Source organism: Marinobacter sp. H13, from assembly GCF_059072335.1.
The window spans coordinates 2,439,989-2,455,947 of the sequence record NZ_JCACRU010000001.1 but is presented as its reverse complement, the minus strand read 5'-3'; the positions used below and the strand labels follow the sequence as shown (position 1 = coordinate 2,455,947).

General features: G+C 59.2%; 16 protein-coding genes. 12 read left to right on the top strand and 4 right to left on the bottom strand.

Annotation, left to right across the window (positions count from 1 at the left end; genetic code table 11):
- Positions 1 to 108 precede the first annotated feature (108 nt).
- A complete protein-coding gene (locus AC5JQH_RS11300; protein WP_273093744.1) occupies positions 109 to 792 on the top strand; it encodes a type 1 glutamine amidotransferase domain-containing protein in 684 nt (227 codons plus the stop codon).
- A 69-nt stretch (positions 793 to 861) separates the two neighbouring features.
- Here AC5JQH_RS11300 and AC5JQH_RS11295 read toward each other — a convergent pair whose 3' ends face one another.
- Positions 862 to 1,308 carry an acyl-CoA thioesterase gene (locus tag AC5JQH_RS11295; protein WP_053113757.1) on the bottom strand — a complete coding sequence of 149 codons (447 nt, stop codon included), beginning with the start codon at positions 1,306 to 1,308 and terminating at the stop codon, positions 862 to 864.
- A gap of 95 nt (positions 1,309 to 1,403) precedes the next feature.
- Between AC5JQH_RS11295 and AC5JQH_RS11290 the strand changes: the two genes are divergently transcribed.
- Both AC5JQH_RS11290 and AC5JQH_RS11285 read left to right on the top strand, forming a co-directional pair.
- Positions 1,404 to 2,132, top strand: a complete 729-nt coding sequence (locus AC5JQH_RS11290) for a MotA/TolQ/ExbB proton channel family protein (protein WP_014579156.1) — start codon at positions 1,404 to 1,406, stop codon at positions 2,130 to 2,132.
- Positions 2,129 to 3,154, top strand: a complete 1,026-nt coding sequence (locus AC5JQH_RS11285; RefSeq protein WP_008177163.1) for a peptidoglycan -binding protein — start codon at positions 2,129 to 2,131, stop codon at positions 3,152 to 3,154. The genes AC5JQH_RS11290 and AC5JQH_RS11285 overlap by 4 nt, the downstream gene beginning before the upstream one ends.
- 38 nt (positions 3,155 to 3,192) lie before the next feature.
- Here AC5JQH_RS11285 and AC5JQH_RS11280 read toward each other — a convergent pair whose 3' ends face one another.
- On the bottom strand, positions 3,193 to 4,305 hold the full coding sequence (locus tag AC5JQH_RS11280; RefSeq protein WP_053113753.1) for an S-(hydroxymethyl)glutathione dehydrogenase/class III alcohol dehydrogenase: 1,113 nt from the start codon (positions 4,303 to 4,305) through the stop codon (positions 3,193 to 3,195).
- A gap of 168 nt (positions 4,306 to 4,473) precedes the next feature.
- Here AC5JQH_RS11280 and AC5JQH_RS11275 point away from each other — a divergent pair, with 168 nt between their 5' ends.
- The 9 genes from AC5JQH_RS11275 to AC5JQH_RS11235 all read left to right on the top strand — a co-directional run bounded on the left by AC5JQH_RS11275 (position 4,474) and on the right by AC5JQH_RS11235 (position 12,593).
- Positions 4,474 to 5,796 carry a DASH family cryptochrome gene (locus AC5JQH_RS11275; protein ID WP_008177161.1) on the top strand — a complete coding sequence of 441 codons (1,323 nt, stop codon included), beginning with the start codon at positions 4,474 to 4,476 and terminating at the stop codon, positions 5,794 to 5,796.
- A 16-nt stretch (positions 5,797 to 5,812) separates the two neighbouring features.
- Entirely contained in the window at positions 5,813 to 6,319 is a 507-nt protein-coding gene (locus AC5JQH_RS11270; RefSeq protein ID WP_493805599.1) for a DUF6231 family protein, read from the top strand.
- On the top strand, positions 6,310 to 7,971 hold the full coding sequence (locus AC5JQH_RS11265) for a phytoene desaturase family protein (RefSeq protein ID WP_493805598.1): 1,662 nt from the start codon (positions 6,310 to 6,312) through the stop codon (positions 7,969 to 7,971). The genes AC5JQH_RS11270 and AC5JQH_RS11265 overlap by 10 nt, the downstream gene beginning before the upstream one ends.
- 6 nt (positions 7,972 to 7,977) lie before the next feature.
- Complete coding sequence (locus tag AC5JQH_RS11260; RefSeq protein ID WP_493805597.1) at positions 7,978 to 8,571, top strand: tRNA-uridine aminocarboxypropyltransferase; 594 nt, start codon at positions 7,978 to 7,980, stop codon at positions 8,569 to 8,571.
- A gap of 70 nt (positions 8,572 to 8,641) precedes the next feature.
- Positions 8,642 to 8,899, top strand: a complete 258-nt coding sequence (locus AC5JQH_RS11255; RefSeq protein WP_008177157.1) for a TIGR03643 family protein — start codon at positions 8,642 to 8,644, stop codon at positions 8,897 to 8,899.
- A 78-nt stretch (positions 8,900 to 8,977) separates the two neighbouring features.
- Positions 8,978 to 9,400, top strand: coding sequence for a YkvA family protein (locus tag AC5JQH_RS11250; protein WP_008177156.1), 423 nt, complete (start codon positions 8,978 to 8,980; stop codon positions 9,398 to 9,400).
- 65 nt (positions 9,401 to 9,465) lie between these two features.
- Positions 9,466 to 10,236: a flagellar motor protein PomA gene (gene pomA / locus AC5JQH_RS11245; RefSeq protein ID WP_008177154.1), complete on the top strand. Its 771-nt coding sequence runs from the start codon at positions 9,466 to 9,468 to the stop codon at positions 10,234 to 10,236.
- A gap of 2 nt (positions 10,237 to 10,238) precedes the next feature.
- Positions 10,239 to 11,162: a flagellar motor protein MotB gene (locus AC5JQH_RS11240; protein ID WP_008177152.1), complete on the top strand. Its 924-nt coding sequence runs from the start codon at positions 10,239 to 10,241 to the stop codon at positions 11,160 to 11,162.
- A gap of 222 nt (positions 11,163 to 11,384) precedes the next feature.
- A complete protein-coding gene (locus AC5JQH_RS11235; protein WP_008177148.1) occupies positions 11,385 to 12,593 on the top strand; it encodes an ammonium transporter in 1,209 nt (402 codons plus the stop codon).
- An 18-nt stretch (positions 12,594 to 12,611) separates the two neighbouring features.
- Here AC5JQH_RS11235 and AC5JQH_RS11230 read toward each other — a convergent pair whose 3' ends face one another.
- Both AC5JQH_RS11230 and AC5JQH_RS11225 read right to left on the bottom strand, forming a co-directional pair.
- Positions 12,612 to 13,691 (bottom strand): lipocalin-like domain-containing protein, encoded by a 1,080-nt coding sequence (locus tag AC5JQH_RS11230; RefSeq protein WP_493805596.1) that lies wholly within the window; start codon positions 13,689 to 13,691, stop codon positions 12,612 to 12,614.
- Complete coding sequence (locus tag AC5JQH_RS11225) at positions 13,688 to 15,958, bottom strand: FtsX-like permease family protein (protein ID WP_493805595.1); 2,271 nt, start codon at positions 15,956 to 15,958, stop codon at positions 13,688 to 13,690. The genes AC5JQH_RS11230 and AC5JQH_RS11225 overlap by 4 nt, the downstream gene beginning before the upstream one ends.
- Position 15,959: the final 1 nt, after the last annotated feature.

Below are 15,959 nucleotides of genomic sequence, written 5' to 3'. Positions count from 1 at the left end.
ATCGTCGAATTTACGTACTGACGGTTGAATTCAGTCACTGATGGCACAATTTCATTATCACAGCAATCAAGAAGCGCCATTCATTCGTCAATGAAAAGGACGGACACCATGAAGATTCTGATGGTTCTTACATCCCATGACCAGATGGGCGACACCGGCCATAAGACCGGCTTCTGGCTCGAAGAGTTCACCGCGCCTTACTACGTGTTCCGGGATGCCGGCGCAGACATCACCATTGCGTCACCGAAGGGTGGCCAGCCGCCAGTCGATCCCAACAGCGAGGCCGAGGAAGCGCTGACCGAGACCACGCGTCGGTTCCAGCAGGATGCCCACGCCAAGGAATCCCTCGCCAGCACTAAAAAGCTGAGCGACGTGGACATGAACGAATACGACGCGATTTTCTATCCAGGTGGTCACGGCCCGCTCTGGGACCTGGTTAACGACGACAAGTCCATTGCCCTGATCAAGACAGCCTACGAGCAGGACAAGGTGATCGGTGCAGTTTGCCACGCACCAGCCGTGTTCAAAAACGTGGAAGTGAAACCGGGCCAGAACATCGTTGGCGGCCGGGAAGTAACAGGCTTCACCAACAGCGAGGAAGACGCGGTTGGCCTGAGCGGCGTGGTGCCTTTCCTGCTGGAGGACATGCTGAAGGAAAACACCGCCACCTACACCCGCGGTGACGACTGGGCACCGCACATCGTGGTGGACGGCAAGCTGATTACCGGGCAAAACCCGGCCTCTTCCGAGGGGGCAGCGAAGGCCGTTGTGCAGGCTCTTCAAGAGGCCTGATCCGGCAGTAACTGCAGGATGAATCCAGGGCCAGATGAATCTCATCTGGCCTTCTTTTTTGCTCCCAGCTTACTCCCCTGCGTGACTAATCAACTCGCCCGGAGCGCCCAGCTCCAGCAATTGACGAATGTGATCAGGTATCGCCACCTTGCCCATCACCGAAGGCTGAATCAGCACATAGGTGACGTCCGCATCGGCAATAAATCCGTCATCCCCATACCGGAAAAACTCCAGATGCAGGGTAAATGAGGTGTTTCCGATTCGCCCGGCGCGAATGCGGGTTTCCAGAACATCGTCAAACTTCGCCGGAGCCTTCCAGTTCACCGTCAGGCTCACCACCTGGATATCCAGGTCCTGATCCAGCAGGTGCTGATAATCGCCAAACAGGGTGCGAATGTATTCGTTGACAGCAATATCAACGAAATCCGCATAACGTGCGTTGAACACCACGCCCTGGGCATCGCATTCACCATAGCGAACCCGGAAGCGAAAACGGAAAGGCAACTCACCAGCCATGACGCGCTCCGATTAAAGTTCAGTTACTGTCGCCAACAGCTTCTCATATCTGTGCTAACGTTTTGAGGAATATCTCAAAAAAGCTGGCCATCGCTATGAGCAACCCCAAGCACACCCTTTTCTGGATGACGCTGTTCCTCGGCGTGGTCGTCATCGTCGGCGCCCTGATCCACAAGCCCCTGATTTCGGCCTTTATGGCCAACTGGGTTTTCAATCTGCTGATTCTCGGGGTTCTGATCATCGGCATCGCCCTCACCTACCGGCAGGTGTTCGTGCTGTTTCCGGAACTGAAGTGGATCGCTCAGTTCAGAACCGGACACGCCGGCCTTTCGGTGGTTCAGGAGCCCAAGTTGCTGAAGCCGCTGGCAAGACAGCTCGGCGAGGATGCAACCAAGGACCGGTTCACACTGTCTACCCTTTCCCTTCGAACCGTGCTCGATGGTATCCACTCCCGCATGGACGAACAGCGGGAAATCACGCGCTATTTCATCAGCCTGCTGGTCTTCCTCGGCCTGCTGGGTACTTTCTGGGGCCTGCTGGGCACCATCAACTCGGTCGGCCAGGTCATCACCGGACTGGATATGAGCCAGGAAGACTTCGGCAAGGTGTTTGCGGAGCTTCAGGAAGGCCTGCTTACGCCGCTTGAGGGCATGGGCACCGCGTTCAGCTCCTCTCTGCTGGGATTGGGCGGCTCACTGATACTGGGCTTCCTGGATATCCAGGCCGGCCATGCCCAGAACCGCTTTTATGACGGCCTCGAGGAGTGGCTGACTGGTGTGACCAACCTCGTGGACCGGATAGACGACGAGAAAGACCTGTCATGATCGGTTCCAGGCGCCGAAGCCGAAGCACTACCAACGTCTGGCCGGGATATGTGGATGCCCTTTCGGCCTTGTTGATGCTGGTCATATTCATGCTGCTGGTCTACGTGGTCAGCCAGCTCTACCTGTCCCAGACACTCTCTGACCGGGATACCCAGCTCGCCCGACTCAATGCCCAGTTGAACGAGCTCTCGGAATTGCTCGGCCTGGAAGAAAACAGAAGCGAGGCACTGGAAAATCAGTTAACCAGCCTTCAGGAGCGGAACAACAGTCTGGTCGGTCAACTGGAATCCACCCGTGAACAACTGATGCGGCAAACCGCCATGGCCGATGCGCAATCGGAGCGACTGGCCAGCATGGAAGAGTCGATTGACGAGAAAGACGATATATCGGCCAGCCAGCAGGCGATGATCCTGAGGCTGTCGAATCAGATAGCCTCCTTGCGAGAGCAACTCAGGCAGATTGCCTCGGCGCTGGAGCTCCAGGAACAGATGACCGCCGACAAGGAGCAGGAACTGGAACAGGTCAGCAGACGGCTGAACACCCTACTGGCCGAGCGCGTCAACCAACTCGAACAGTATCAGTCCGAGTTCTTTGCCCGGTTGCGGGATATTCTGGCAGGCAACGAGAATGTCCGGATCGTCGGCGACCGGTTCCTGCTGCCCTCCGAGCTGCTGTTTGCTTCCGCCTCGGCAGAACTGGGCGAAGAAGGCCGGCAGGAGCTCGACAAGCTAGCCAAACTACTGCTAGATGTATCCGCCAAGATTCCAGAGGACGTTGACTGGATCCTGAGGATTGATGGTCATACCGATGTCATACCTATCAATACCCCGAGATTCCCCTCGAACTGGGAGCTGTCCACTGCCCGAGCCGTCGCAGTCGTGCGCTACCTTGCAGCGCAGGGTGTACCGGAACGGCGCATGGCGGCGGCCGGATTTGGCGAGTTCTTCCCGGTAGCGGAAGGCACCTCTCCGGAGGCGTTGCAGAGAAACCGGAGGATTGAGCTGAAGCTTACGGATCGTTGATCGGGCGCAGCATAGTACTGCGCCTGATCAGTCGGCGATCAGAAATGAATAACCGTCCGGATGCTCTTACCCTCATGCATCAAATCAAACGCCTTGTTGATGTCTTCCAGCGGCATTTCATGGGTAATGAACACATCCAGTGGGATCTCACCCTTTTCGGCTTTTTCCACATAGCCCGGCAGCTCGGTACGACCTTTCACACCGCCAAAGGCTGAACCACGCCAGACCCGACCGGTGACCAGCTGGAACGGACGGGTGCTGATTTCCTCGCCGGCACCGGCAACGCCGATGATCGTGGATTCACCCCAGCCTTTGTGGCAGGCCTCAAGCGCTGCGCGCATCAGCTTCACGTTGCCTACGCATTCGAAGGTGTAGTCGGCGCCGCCGTCGGTCATGTCGACAATCACTTCCTGAATCGGCTTGTCGTAGTCGTTGGGATTAACCACATCGGTGGCACCCAGCTGTTTGGCGATGTCGAATTTGCCCGGATTGATGTCGACGCCGATAATCCGGCCCGCCTTGGCCATCTTGGCTCCGATGATCGCCGCCAGGCCGATGCCACCCAGGCCGAAGATGGCCACAGTGGCGCCTTCCTCAACCTTGGCAGTGTTCAGTACCGCGCCGATGCCGGTGGTGACGCCGCAGCCAAGCAGGCATACCTTGTCCAGGGGCGCTTCCTTGGGAATCTTGGCCAGGGAGATTTCCGGCAGTACCGTGTATTCGGAAAACGTGGAGCAGCCCATGTAATGATAGAGTGGCTGACCGTTGTAGGAGAAACGGGAGGTACCGTCGGGCATCACGCCCTTGCCCTGGGTCGCACGCACGGCACCACACAGATTGGTCTTGCCAGAGGTGCAGAACTTGCACTCGCCGCATTCTGCTGTGTAAAGCGGAATCACGTGGTCACCCACTTCCAGGTTTTTGACGCCGGGTCCGACCGCCTCGACAATACCGCCACCTTCGTGGCCCAGAATGGTCGGGAACAGGCCTTCAGGGTCAGCCCCAGACAGGGTGTAGGCGTCGGTATGACAAACACCGGTGGCAACGATGCGCACCAGAACCTCGCCCTCCTGGGGCGGCGCCACATCGACTTCGACAATTTCTAGCGGCTTGTTGGCCTCAAAAGCCACCGCTGCACGGGATTTAATCACTGTCGGACTCCTGTTGAATTCGGATCTGTGTTTTGGATTTCACGCCACGATGTGCCGGTTGTTCGTTCATTCTAGACGAAGTGCGCAACCAGATGGGCGGCGAAATCTTTTTCGGAACTGGCTCGTATCTTCTCACAGCTGACAGATACCGAGAGAGGAGCTCTTACGTTGCGCACGCTTTACTGGTTTACGCGGGATCTTCGCCTGCACGACAACGCTTCGTTGCTGGCGGCCTCGAAGTCCGACATGCTGCTCTGCCTCTATGTGGTCGATCCGCGCTGGTTTGCGCCCGGTCCCCTGCAGAGCAAGGCGATGGGGGATCATCGGTGGCGCTTTCTTTGGCAGAGCTTGATGGCGTTGGAACGCAGTCTTCGAACACTGGGCCAGCGGCTCCACATCGCCTTTGGGGAGCCGGAAACGGTCATTCCGCAACTTGCGCACGCTCACAGCATTGAACGGGTTGTACGCTCCCGGCTTCCGGGTACCCAGGAGGCCGGTCAGTGGCAAGCCATCAAGGACAGGCTGCCCAAGGCTGTATTCCAGCAATTCGAGACTCTCAGCCTGTTCACCGAGGGTTCCCTGCCGATGGCGCTCGGGGAGTTGCCGGATACCTTCTCCCAGTTCCGCAAGCAAGTTGAGAAAACCGGAGATCGCTGTTCAGAGCGCTTGCGAATCCGCACCCTGACAGCCCTGCCGCCACCGCCGGGATTCCCGGAGGACAATCGCGGCGACTGCCCGCCGATACCGGAACCGGTGCATCCGTTACAGTTTATGGGTGGTGAAGCCGCCGGCCTGGCGCGGCTGCAGGAGTTCCTTTACGACAACCACAGCATTGACCGCTACAAGGAAACCCGGAACGCCCTGGACACCTGGGACGCCTCCTCCAAGTTCTCACCCTGGCTGGCCAACGGCTGTCTCTCGGTCAGGGAAGTAGCAGAAACCATCACCGAATACGAAGCCAGCGAGACCAAAAACGAATCCACCTACTGGCTCTGGTTTGAGCTCCTCTGGCGCGAGTACTTCTACTGGTACGCCCTGAAACACGGCGCCAACCTGTTCCGCCGGGACGGCGTCCAGCGCAAACGTCGGCATGGCACCCTCTACGGCCATCGTTTCAAGGCCTGGTGCCAGGGCAACACCGAATATCCGATCGTGAACGCGGCCATGAACCAGCTGCGTGAAACCGGTTACATGAGCAACCGGGCCAGACAACTGGTCGCCAGTTGTTTCATCAACGAACTCGGGTTGGACTGGCGCTACGGAGCGGCATGGTTTGAGGAGCAGTTGATCGACTATGATGTAGGGAGCAACTACGGCAACTGGCAGTACCTGGCTGGCGTAGGGGCGGACCCGAGAGGCCTGCGGCAGTTCAACCTCGAAAAACAGACGCAGCAGTACGATCCCACCGGCACCTTTATTGACCGCTGGGGCGGGCATGCAGATCAGCCCGTAGGCTTACACACAGTGGATGCGGCAGACTGGCCCCTGTAGTAAAAGGCGAATCGCCATGGCGGAAATGACGGACAACAGCAACTCGGATGAAGCACGGGAGACACTGGCCCGCATCATCGAAACCAGCTCACCGGCAACCCTGGTGAGTTGCGGCAGCCTCGCAACCGAAATATCGCGGATGTGGCAAAACCACCAGGATGGCGTCGATGTTCGAACTCTCGACACCATCGACCCCAACGCCAGGCTGCACATCGACCGGGTTGCAGATCTGGCGCTGATAACCGGCACCCTGGAACACCTGCCTCATGATGAAGGCGCCTTGCTGCTGGGCCAGCTAAGAAACTATGGCACACATCAGATCGCGGTGCTGGTTGGCGAAGCGCCAGGCTGGGCCTTTACTGATTTCATCGGCCTTGGCTTCCGTCGCCATGCCGAACTGGAAAATGATAACGGCGCACTCACGCTGTACACCTACAATCTGAATACTTACAACCACAAACGGGCCTGGAACAATCCAGAGAACTGGGCCAATCCGGAAATGTGGGGCAAGGCATGGTGGTAAAAAGCACTGAAGTGAACAGTCCGTCTTCTCAGAAACTGAAGCCCAGTACGATCAGGATCGGTACCCGTTACCGGGCCAATCGCCTGAAAGGCCCCTACGACGCCATCGTAATTGGCTCAGGCATCGGCGGCCTGACCACCGCAGCCTGCCTGGCCAAGGCGGGCAAGAAAGTCCTCGTGCTTGAGCAGCATTACACGGCCGGCGGCTACACCCACAGTTACGCTCGCAACGGCTACGAATGGGACGTAGGCGTCCATTACATCGGCGACATGGGCTCTCCCCACACCCTGGGCCGCAGGCTGTTCGATTACATCACCGACGGCAAGCTGGAATGGGCCCCCATGGACGAGAACTACGACCGCTTCTTCCTGGGCGAAAAGGTCGTGAATCTGCGCGCCGGCAAGGAAGGGCTGCGTCTCTCCCTGCTCGATGCCTTTCCCGATGAACAAGAAGCCATCGACCAGTATGTAAAGCTGCTGGGCAAGGTGGCAGACGGCATGCAGTGGTACACACTCTCCAAGCTCGCCCCCGGCATATTGAGCCCGGTTATCAACAAAGGGCTGGATGTCGTCCTGCCTGACTGTTTCAACAAGACCACGTGGGAGGTGCTGAGCGAGCTCACCGACAACCAGGAACTGATCGGCGCTATCACCGGCCAGTGGGGCGACTGCGGCGTCACGCCCATGCAATCCAGCTTTATGGTCCATGCGCTGATTGCCAAACATTACCTCTACGGTGGCTTTTACCCCGTCGGCGGCGCGTCGGAAATTGCCAAAACCATTATTCCTGTTATCCAGCAGCCCGGCGGTGAAGTCTTTACCTACGCCGACGTCACCGACATTCTGGTGGAGAAAGGCAGGGCAACCGGCGTTCGCATGGCCGATGGCGAGGAAATCCGGGCACCGCTGGTCATCAGCAACGCCGGAGTTATCAACACTTTCGAAAAACTGCTGCCCGCCGAGTCCGCGGAGAAGATCGGCTACAAAAGCAAACGCCAGCACATCATTCCCTCAATGCCCCACATCGGCCTCTACATTGGCCTGAAGGGCACACCGGAGGCACTGGGCCTGCCGCGGACCAATTTCTGGATCTATCCCAGCGCGGACCACGATGGCAACGTGCAACAGTTTCTGGATGACCCGGACAACACCGAGTTCCCGGTGGTCTACATCTCCTTTCCGGCAGCCAAGGATCCGGATTACCAGAACCGCTGGCCAGGCACCTCCACCATCGAGATCGTCGCCCCGACGACCTGGGAGATGTTCGAGCCCTGGCAGGACACCATCTGGGGCAAGCGGGGCGACGACTATGAGGCCCTGAAGCAGAAAATCACCGACCAGTTGCTGGAAGTGATGTACGAGAAACTGCCCCAGCTGCGCGGAAAAGTGGATTACGTGGAAACCTCAACGCCGCTTTCCACCGCCTGGTTCTGCCGTTACGGCCGGGGCGAGCTCTACGGCCTTGACCACAACCCCGAGCGCTTCGAACAGGAGTGGCTGAAACCCAAGACCGACATCCCCGGGCTCTACCTTACCGGCCAGGATATCCTCACCTGCGGTGTCGTGGGCGCAATGATCGGTGGACTGGTCAGCACCCTGGCCATTCAGGGCTGGCGCGGGGCCGGTCTGGCGAAGCGTATTTTCGTGGGGTAACAGGGGTTGCCCAGACCGATTTGCGCCGATTGCGGCATGCATCCGAATATCTGTGTTTGCGAAGCGTGTGCCCCCGTGCGAAACCGCACGGGGGTGACGATACTGCAGCACCCGACCGAGGTCGGCCATGCCAAGGGTACCGTTCGTATCCTCACCCGGTGCCTCGCAAATCTCAGGCTCTTCACAGGCGAAATGCCGGGCGATTTCCATCAGGCCGGGTTTGAGTCCGTCGCCGGCAGTCATCACCCGGCCCTGCTGTTTCCGGGGCCCGGCAGTGAGGCGCTCGAAACCTCAGACGTACGCCAGTTCGATCACTGGATCATTCTCGACGGCACCTGGCGCAAGGCCGCCAAAATCCTTCACCAGAACCCGGAACTCTCTGCATTGCCGCGTTTCCATTTCGCCAATCCGCCGGCCTCCGCCTACGCCATCCGAAAGGCGCCCGGAGAACACCGCCTGGCCACGGCAGAGGCCGTTGCCTATCTGCTCAATGTGCTTGAGCCAGAGCTGGATACCCGGCCAATCGCCCACGCCATGCGCACACTGGTAGACAAACAGCTGGCCCAGATCCCGGCCCGGCTGCACAGGCACTACCAATAAACCAGCCGGGTGAGACGACTGGCCAGCTCAAACGTACTCTGGGAACACGTAAGTCAAACAGAGAAACCCCATGTCAGAGCAGTTTGAACCGGCGGACCTCTCCCGCATCATCGAGATGGCGTGGGAGGACCGCACACCCTTCGAGGCCATCGAAGCCCTCTATGGCCTTCGCGAAAAAGATGTTATTCGCCTGATGCGTCGTGAGCTCAAGCCCGGTAGCTTCCGGCTATGGCGCAAGCGGGTAACCGGGCGCAACACCAAACATCGCCAGCTACGACCCGAGGGTGTAGACCGCGGCTATTGTCCGACCCAGTACAAGCACCGATAAACGCCTTGTCATTGGCATTGACGGCGAAGCTGCGCGATCATGAGCACTCAGGCATCAAGCAAGTGAGGAACCCTCTCGATGGCATTGTTCAACCAGAAAAACGCCCGGAAACAACTGGACGCCGAGGCGGGCAAGGTGCATCGGGCGGATCTGGAAACGCTGCTCGACCGCCAGCGCAGTATTGAAGAGAAAGTAAAAGAAAGCGGCAAACTGTCTCGCTTCAGCGCCGACATCAAGCTGATGTTTTCGATGATCCGCGACTACTGGTACGGCAATTACCGGAGCGTGCCGTGGAAAACGATCGCAGCGGTGGCCGGCGCGCTGATCTATGTCATGAACCCCCTCGATGTTATTCCCGACCTGATTTTCGGATTCGGTCTGGTGGACGACGCCGGCGTTGTTGCGCTGTGCCTGAAGCTGGTGGAGTCCGATATTCACCGCTATGCTGCCTGGAAAGAGCAGCAGGAAGAATCTCAAACAGGGCCAGTGCGAATTGATTAATTTCTGAACTGGCGGTATTCTCCCGCCCCTGCTCTTGGGATACCTGAATCAAATCTGGAGTTGTCGTGGATCTAGCCACTCTCATCGGTCTTGCCGGCGCTACACTGCTGATCGCGTCTGCCGTTATTCTCGGTGTTTCACCTGCTGTATTTATCAATCCGGCCTCGCTGTTGATCGTTGTGGGCGGCACCATGTTCGTCGTGCTCGCCAAGTTCAGCGTTTCGCAATTTTTGGGGGCTTTCAAAGCGGCCGCCCGCGCCTTCAAATTCAAACTGCCGGAAACCCAGGCCAGCATTGAGGAGTTGGTGGACATCGCCAACGTAGCCCGGAAAGAGGGCGTGCTGGGCCTCGAAGGCAGGGAGATCAGCAGCCCTTTTTTGTCCCAGGGCATTCAGATGCTGGTGGACGGACAGGACAGCAAAACCATCAAGGAGCTTCTGAACAAGGAGCGTCTGATGACTCTCGACCACAATCGCTCTGGCGCCAAGGTCTTCACGGCCATGGCGGACGTGGCGCCGGCGATGGGCATGATCGGCACACTGATTGGTCTGGTTCAGATGCTGTCGAACATGGAAGATCCCAAATCCATCGGCCCGGCCATGGCGGTCGCCCTGCTGACCACGCTTTATGGCGCCATGATTGCAACCATGTTTGCAACCCCGATAGCCGACAAGCTTTCTCTGCGAATGACCGAGGAAGCACGCATGCAGTCCCTGTACATTGATGCACTGGTTGCCATCCAGGAAGGGACCAATCCCCGTATCATTGAGCAGATGCTTTCAAGCTACCTGCCACCCAAAGAACGTGAAAAAGTGGCCGAAGCAGAAGGCGCGTAACCATGGACGAGTTACCAGAAGAGGAAAAGCCGGGGATTCCGGCGTGGGTTGTCACCTTCGCCGATCTCATGTCCCTGCTGATGTGCTTCTTTGTTCTGCTGCTGTCCTTTTCCGAGATCGACGCCCAGAAGTTCAAGCAGATTGCCGGTGAGCTGTCCAAAGCCTTTGGCGTCCAGCGGGATGTGCCGGCCCTGGAGATCCCGAAGGGTACCAGCCCTATTTTTGACAAGTTTTCCCCTGCGCCGCCCGAGCCCACGGTGGTCAACGAAGTCAAACAGACCACCACGGACGAAGCGCCGGAGCTCCAGACCCTGAAGAGCCCCACCGACATGGCCGTTGAAGCCGCCATGGAGGAACAGATGCAGGAAACCATGGACGATATCCTGAAAGTCTTGGAGCCGGCGATCGCCGATGGGCGCATCAATGTGAGTGAGGATCAGCGGCGAATCGTGATTCGGGTTGAGGAAAAAGGTTCTTTCCCTTCCGGCTCGGCTCAGCTGACCTGGGAATTCGAGGGCCTGCTGCTGGATATGGCGGAGGTGATTGAAGGCATTCCCGGTGACCTGACGATCGAGGGGCACACCGACAACGTGCCTATCCGGACCGACCGTTTTTACAGTAACTGGGACCTCTCCGCCGCCCGTTCAGCCGCCGTTGCCAACGTTCTGGTTGCCCGGGACCAGGTGGAACCCACCCGTCTGTCCGTCACCGGTCTGGCGGATACCGAGCCGCGGGTACCCAACACCTCTGCAGAGAACCGCGCCAAGAACCGGCGCGTGGAAATCATCATTGATCTCTCCGGCCCGATGCAGGAACAGGAAGTACGCCTTCGGGAACTGATCCAGTCCGAATCGGATGATGCCGAATCCAGCCTCGGGATCGAATCCGAATCCGACAGCTCGACACCAAACGAAATCAGTTGGTAAGCGCACTCTATTTTGGTGCGCTACACGCTAAAACGCACAGTATTAGTGCACTATTAGAGTGAAAATAGTACCTCACATTTCTGAAAGCCCCCTCAACTGCCCTTCAGCTCTTGATATGCCTTGTTTTGGAACAGCTCTTGCTTCAGCTGCACCTCAACAATGCACAAGTCAACGTAAACGGTCCGATAGAGGCCGGACACACAACATCAGGAGCGAAAACCCGTGGACATCACGAGTGCAGTACATACCCTGACCGAAAGCGCCAACACGCTGTTCATCCTTATCGGCGCCATTATGGTGCTGGCCATGCATGCCGGCTTTGCCTTCCTGGAAGTGGGCACGGTACGCCACAAGAACCAGGTCAATGCCCTCGTCAAGATCATGACCGACTTCGGCATCTCCGCCGTGGCCTACTTCTTTATCGGCTATTACATCGCCTACGGCAGCCATTTCATGAGCGGCGCCGCCGAGCTCACTGCTGCCAACGGCTATGATCTGGTGAAGTTTTTCTTCCTGATGACGTTCGCCGCGGCCATTCCCGCCATCGTGTCCGGCGGTATTGCCGAACGCGCCAGGTTCTACCCGATGCTGATTGCCTCAGGCCTGATTGTCGCCTTTATCTATCCCTTCTTTGAGGGGCTGATCTGGAACGGCAACTATGGTTTCCAGGGCTGGCTGGAGAACCAGTTTGGTGCATCATTCCACGACTTTGCCGGCTCCGTTGTAGTGCACGCGGTGGGCGGCTGGATCGCCCTGGCGGCCGTACTGGTTCTGGGTGCACGAAATGGGCGCTACCGCAACGGCAAGGTGGTGGCCTTTGCCCCCTCCAATATCCCCTTCCTCGCCCTGGGCGCCTGGATTCTGACCGTTGGCTGGTTTGGCTTCAACGTCATGTCGGCCCAGACCCTGGACGGCATCAGCGGCCTGGTGGCCGTGAACAGCCTGATGGCCATGGTCGGCGGCATCCTCGTCTCCATGCTGCTGGGCCGTAAGGACCCGGGCTTTATCCACAACGGTCCGCTAGCGGGACTGGTGGCGGTATGTGCCGGCTCTGACCTGATGCATCCGGTGGGTGCTCTGGTGACTGGCGGCGTAGCAGGCGCCATCTTCGTTTACCTGTTTGAATGGGCGCAGGCCAAGATCGAACGGCTGGACGATGTTCTGGGTGTCTGGCCCCTGCACGGTGTCTGTGGTGTCTGGGGAGCGATTGCCTGCGGCATTTTCGGCCAGGAAGCGCTGGGAGGCCTTGGCGGCGTCAGCCTGATGTCGCAGATCATCGGCTCAGTGGCCGGCGTTGTGGTGGCCTTTGTCGGCGGTCTGATTGTCTATGGCGCAATCAACGCCATCTCCGGCCTGCGCCTGACCGAAGAGGAAGAGTTCAACGGGGCGGATCTGAGCATCCACCGGATTGGGGCGACCGCGGTCGAGTAACACCGGTCACGGTGCAGTTCACTCGCCGTATCCGGTCAGTTCCATGTAGCCCACGCCACCATGGCTGCCGGATACTGACACCGGGCTCTCCCAGTACGGGTAGAGCCCGGTGTTTCGATAGTCCCCCGCCGGCGCAGCCACCTCCAGGTTCAGGCCAAAGTCTGGCACTTCCAGACGCCATGCACGGGGATAACCGTCGCCCTGGGTTAATGGCTTGAGGTTGAGCTGATCGGCACCAAGAGCGGTGGGCTCGCCATCAGCCGGAATCCAGGTTCCGGCACGAAAGCCACCGTCTTCTTCCCTGAGCTGGAAAGCCATCAGTTTGTCGCCCGAATCCAGGTGCAACGCAAACCAGTCCCAGCCCTGCTGGCCGGATTTCAGAAACTGGCTGCTCCACTCCCGGTCAAACCAACCCTTCCCACTTACTTCCAACGTCTGATCGCCCAGGGTGACCGTGCCGTCGATCTGAAGGCCCACCAGACTAAAATACATGGAGCCCTCGCCATCGGCGGATTTGGCACTGAAGCCTTCATCGCCGTGGGCTACAGGCTTTCCGGCGATGCTCAGGGTCAAATCGTAGGACCAGCCATCCGCCGAGACCCGCAACCGCCAGGAATTCTTCCCGGCTCCAGCCTCAAGTTGCCAGTTGTCCAGCCACACAGCGATCGGCTCTGCCTGCGCACCGGCGTGGCCGACGTCGCCCCGGGCCAGCTTCTCTGCGAAGTAGTGCCGGGTATCAAAGCTTACTGCGGCATGGGCCATCCAGGCCGCTTCCAGGGGCCAATTATTTGCGTCCGGGGACTCAGCGTCTGCCGGCCTCGGCTTGATTGCCTGGCGGAACTGGGTCCATTGCAGGCCAAGGGGCTCGCCATCCTCCGTCTTCAAATTGGCGGTCAGGTACCACCATTCGATCCGGTGCTGCGGGTGGGGGCCATAATCCTCGGGAAACGACAGACGTTCTCCCGGCCCGGGCTGCAGAAAGGGCACACCGGATTCGTTATCCGTGATGCCGGCCAGTCCGGCAAAGCCTGACTCTTGCTGTGGCTCCGAACAGCCGGCCAGAACAGCGGCGAACCAGAGGAAGATCCAGCGTCTCATCGCTCACCTCCCGCCAGGGCATTGGCGTTTACAGGTGCGACCGTCGGCGATTTCAACTGGCGGCTCATCAGTAAGGCGATGCTGAGACCGATCAGCATGCTGAGCACACCAAGCTCCAGCCAGAAAACCGGGTAGACGGCCATGGGCAGGGACCAGCCAAACGCGATGGGATTGATCCGATGCACCAGCACCCAGGTCAACCAGACACCCAATGGCAGGGCCAGCAGGGCAATGGCACCGGTCAACGACACTGACAACCGGACCAGTTGGGCCGAGGCCTGCCTTCGTGACAGCCCCCACACCACAAGCAGCCGGAAATACCAGGCACGGGTCGAGAAAAAGACCCAGCCCATCATCAGAAGGGCGATAGCCGCCAGTATCAGGGTCAGGGTGGTCATGGCCCGGGTCAGCAGAAAGGTCTGGTCGAAAATGGCAGAGGCGAGCTCTTCAATCGCCCGGTTGTCCCGGACCGTCAGCGCCTCGACCTGCCATACCCCTTTTAATCCATCGGTCACTGCCTCAATGGAGAGATTGCCCGGCGAAACTGACAGGCTCTGGAAGCCGGTTTCGAACTCCGCTGGAAGAACCGACGGATGAATCAGGATCTCGCCGGCGGGGCGGCCATAATCCGGGTAGATGGCCAGTACAGGGAATTCGAACGACTGGCTTCCGAGGGTTACCTTCAGGGACTGGCCGACCTCTACATCTTGCCGGCGCGCCAGCTGTTCATTCACCATCACGCCCTGGCCCTGTTGCAGGCTCTGCCAGGGCTGCGGCGCCGACTCAAACAACTGCCAACCGGTCACCAGCGGACCAACCGGGCCGATGGCAAAGACGTCAACCCTGGCATCCCCCTCATCTTCGCCGCCCGACAGAATTGCCCGGCCCCGAATGACCCGGTGCCACAGCCCGGAAGCAGAGAGCCCCGGCTGTTCAGCGAGCCAGTCGAGAGCCAGGGCAGCATCTGCTGATTCCGGGACTTCGACGTAATAGTCCGCTTCCAGTCTCTGCGCCAGCCACCGGTCAAACGTACTTTCAAAAGTCGTAACCAGTGCCTGCACCGCCAGCACCATCGCCATGGCGAACTGTAGAGCTACCAATGGCAGTGCCAGGCGACGAGCCAGCACTGAAAGCTCCCGGTGGCGCCAACGTGCCTGCAGATCCCTGTCGTGGCCGGACCGCCAGTCTGCAAGCGAGGCAATCAACCTGGGCGCTAGAATACCCGCAGCCACGAATACCATGGCCACGGCAATAAAAAGCCAGAGCAGATCGGTGACCCAAACCGTCAAGGCGAGGCCTGCGATCAGAACCAACAACACCAGGCCGCCGTATCGGCGGTTGCCTCCCACAAGCCCCCGGAAAATTGGCCGGAGGAAATCCGCCAGACAAGCCACCAGAATCACGGCCATCATGGTGACAAGCGGCACCAGCCAGCTCCCGCCCTGGCCTGCATATAACGGCTGATCGAACAGCCCCTCAAGCGCCTGCCCGAAGCCGCTGCCCAGACCAGCCGCCAACCAGCGGCCAAGCCAGATTCCGGGCAGGACACAAACCGCAGCCAGCAAGATAATCTCGACAACCAGCAGGCGGTTCACCCGGCCCTGGGGAACGCCAAACCGATGCAACAGGGCAAAGCTGTCGCGACGTTGGGCCAGGCCGAGCAGGTAAACACTTCGCACCAGCAAAGCGGTAATGAGGAGAACCAGGATCCCGAGGGCATCCAGATTCAACAGGAAACTGTCACCCAGCTCACCCGTAGCCGGGCCAACGCTGAACGGCACCAGCTGATAGCCGGGTGGTAGATCGCCCTTGCTGTGGTCATCAGATACCAACAGCGACAATTCACTGCCCTGCTCACGGGCCAGCTCCGCCGCTTCACTGATATCGACAAAAGGCCAGCCATCCAGCTCACCGTCCCAGGGCGACTCCTGCCCGCCGGGGGCCTGGAAGCAGCCCGCTGCCAGAGGGTCGACACCCACGACTCGACCGCCTTCCGGCTCGGAGACCTCCAGCCAGGGCATGACACAAAGCCCGGCTCGACGCAGCTCCACGAAGTCGTTCACAGTTACGGGGCTACCATCTGTGCGAGCCACCTGCTGGCGCTCCGCCACCGCCGACTCGCTCTGGTCGAGACTGGCCCGGGCCTGGCTGGTGAGATGGTGGACGCCCGTCCAGAGCATGGTGGCAAGCACAATCATGGCGGCCAGGGCCAGCAACTGGAGAGGATGGCGACGGTAGTGGCTGAACAGCGCGGCCGGGAGAGTCATC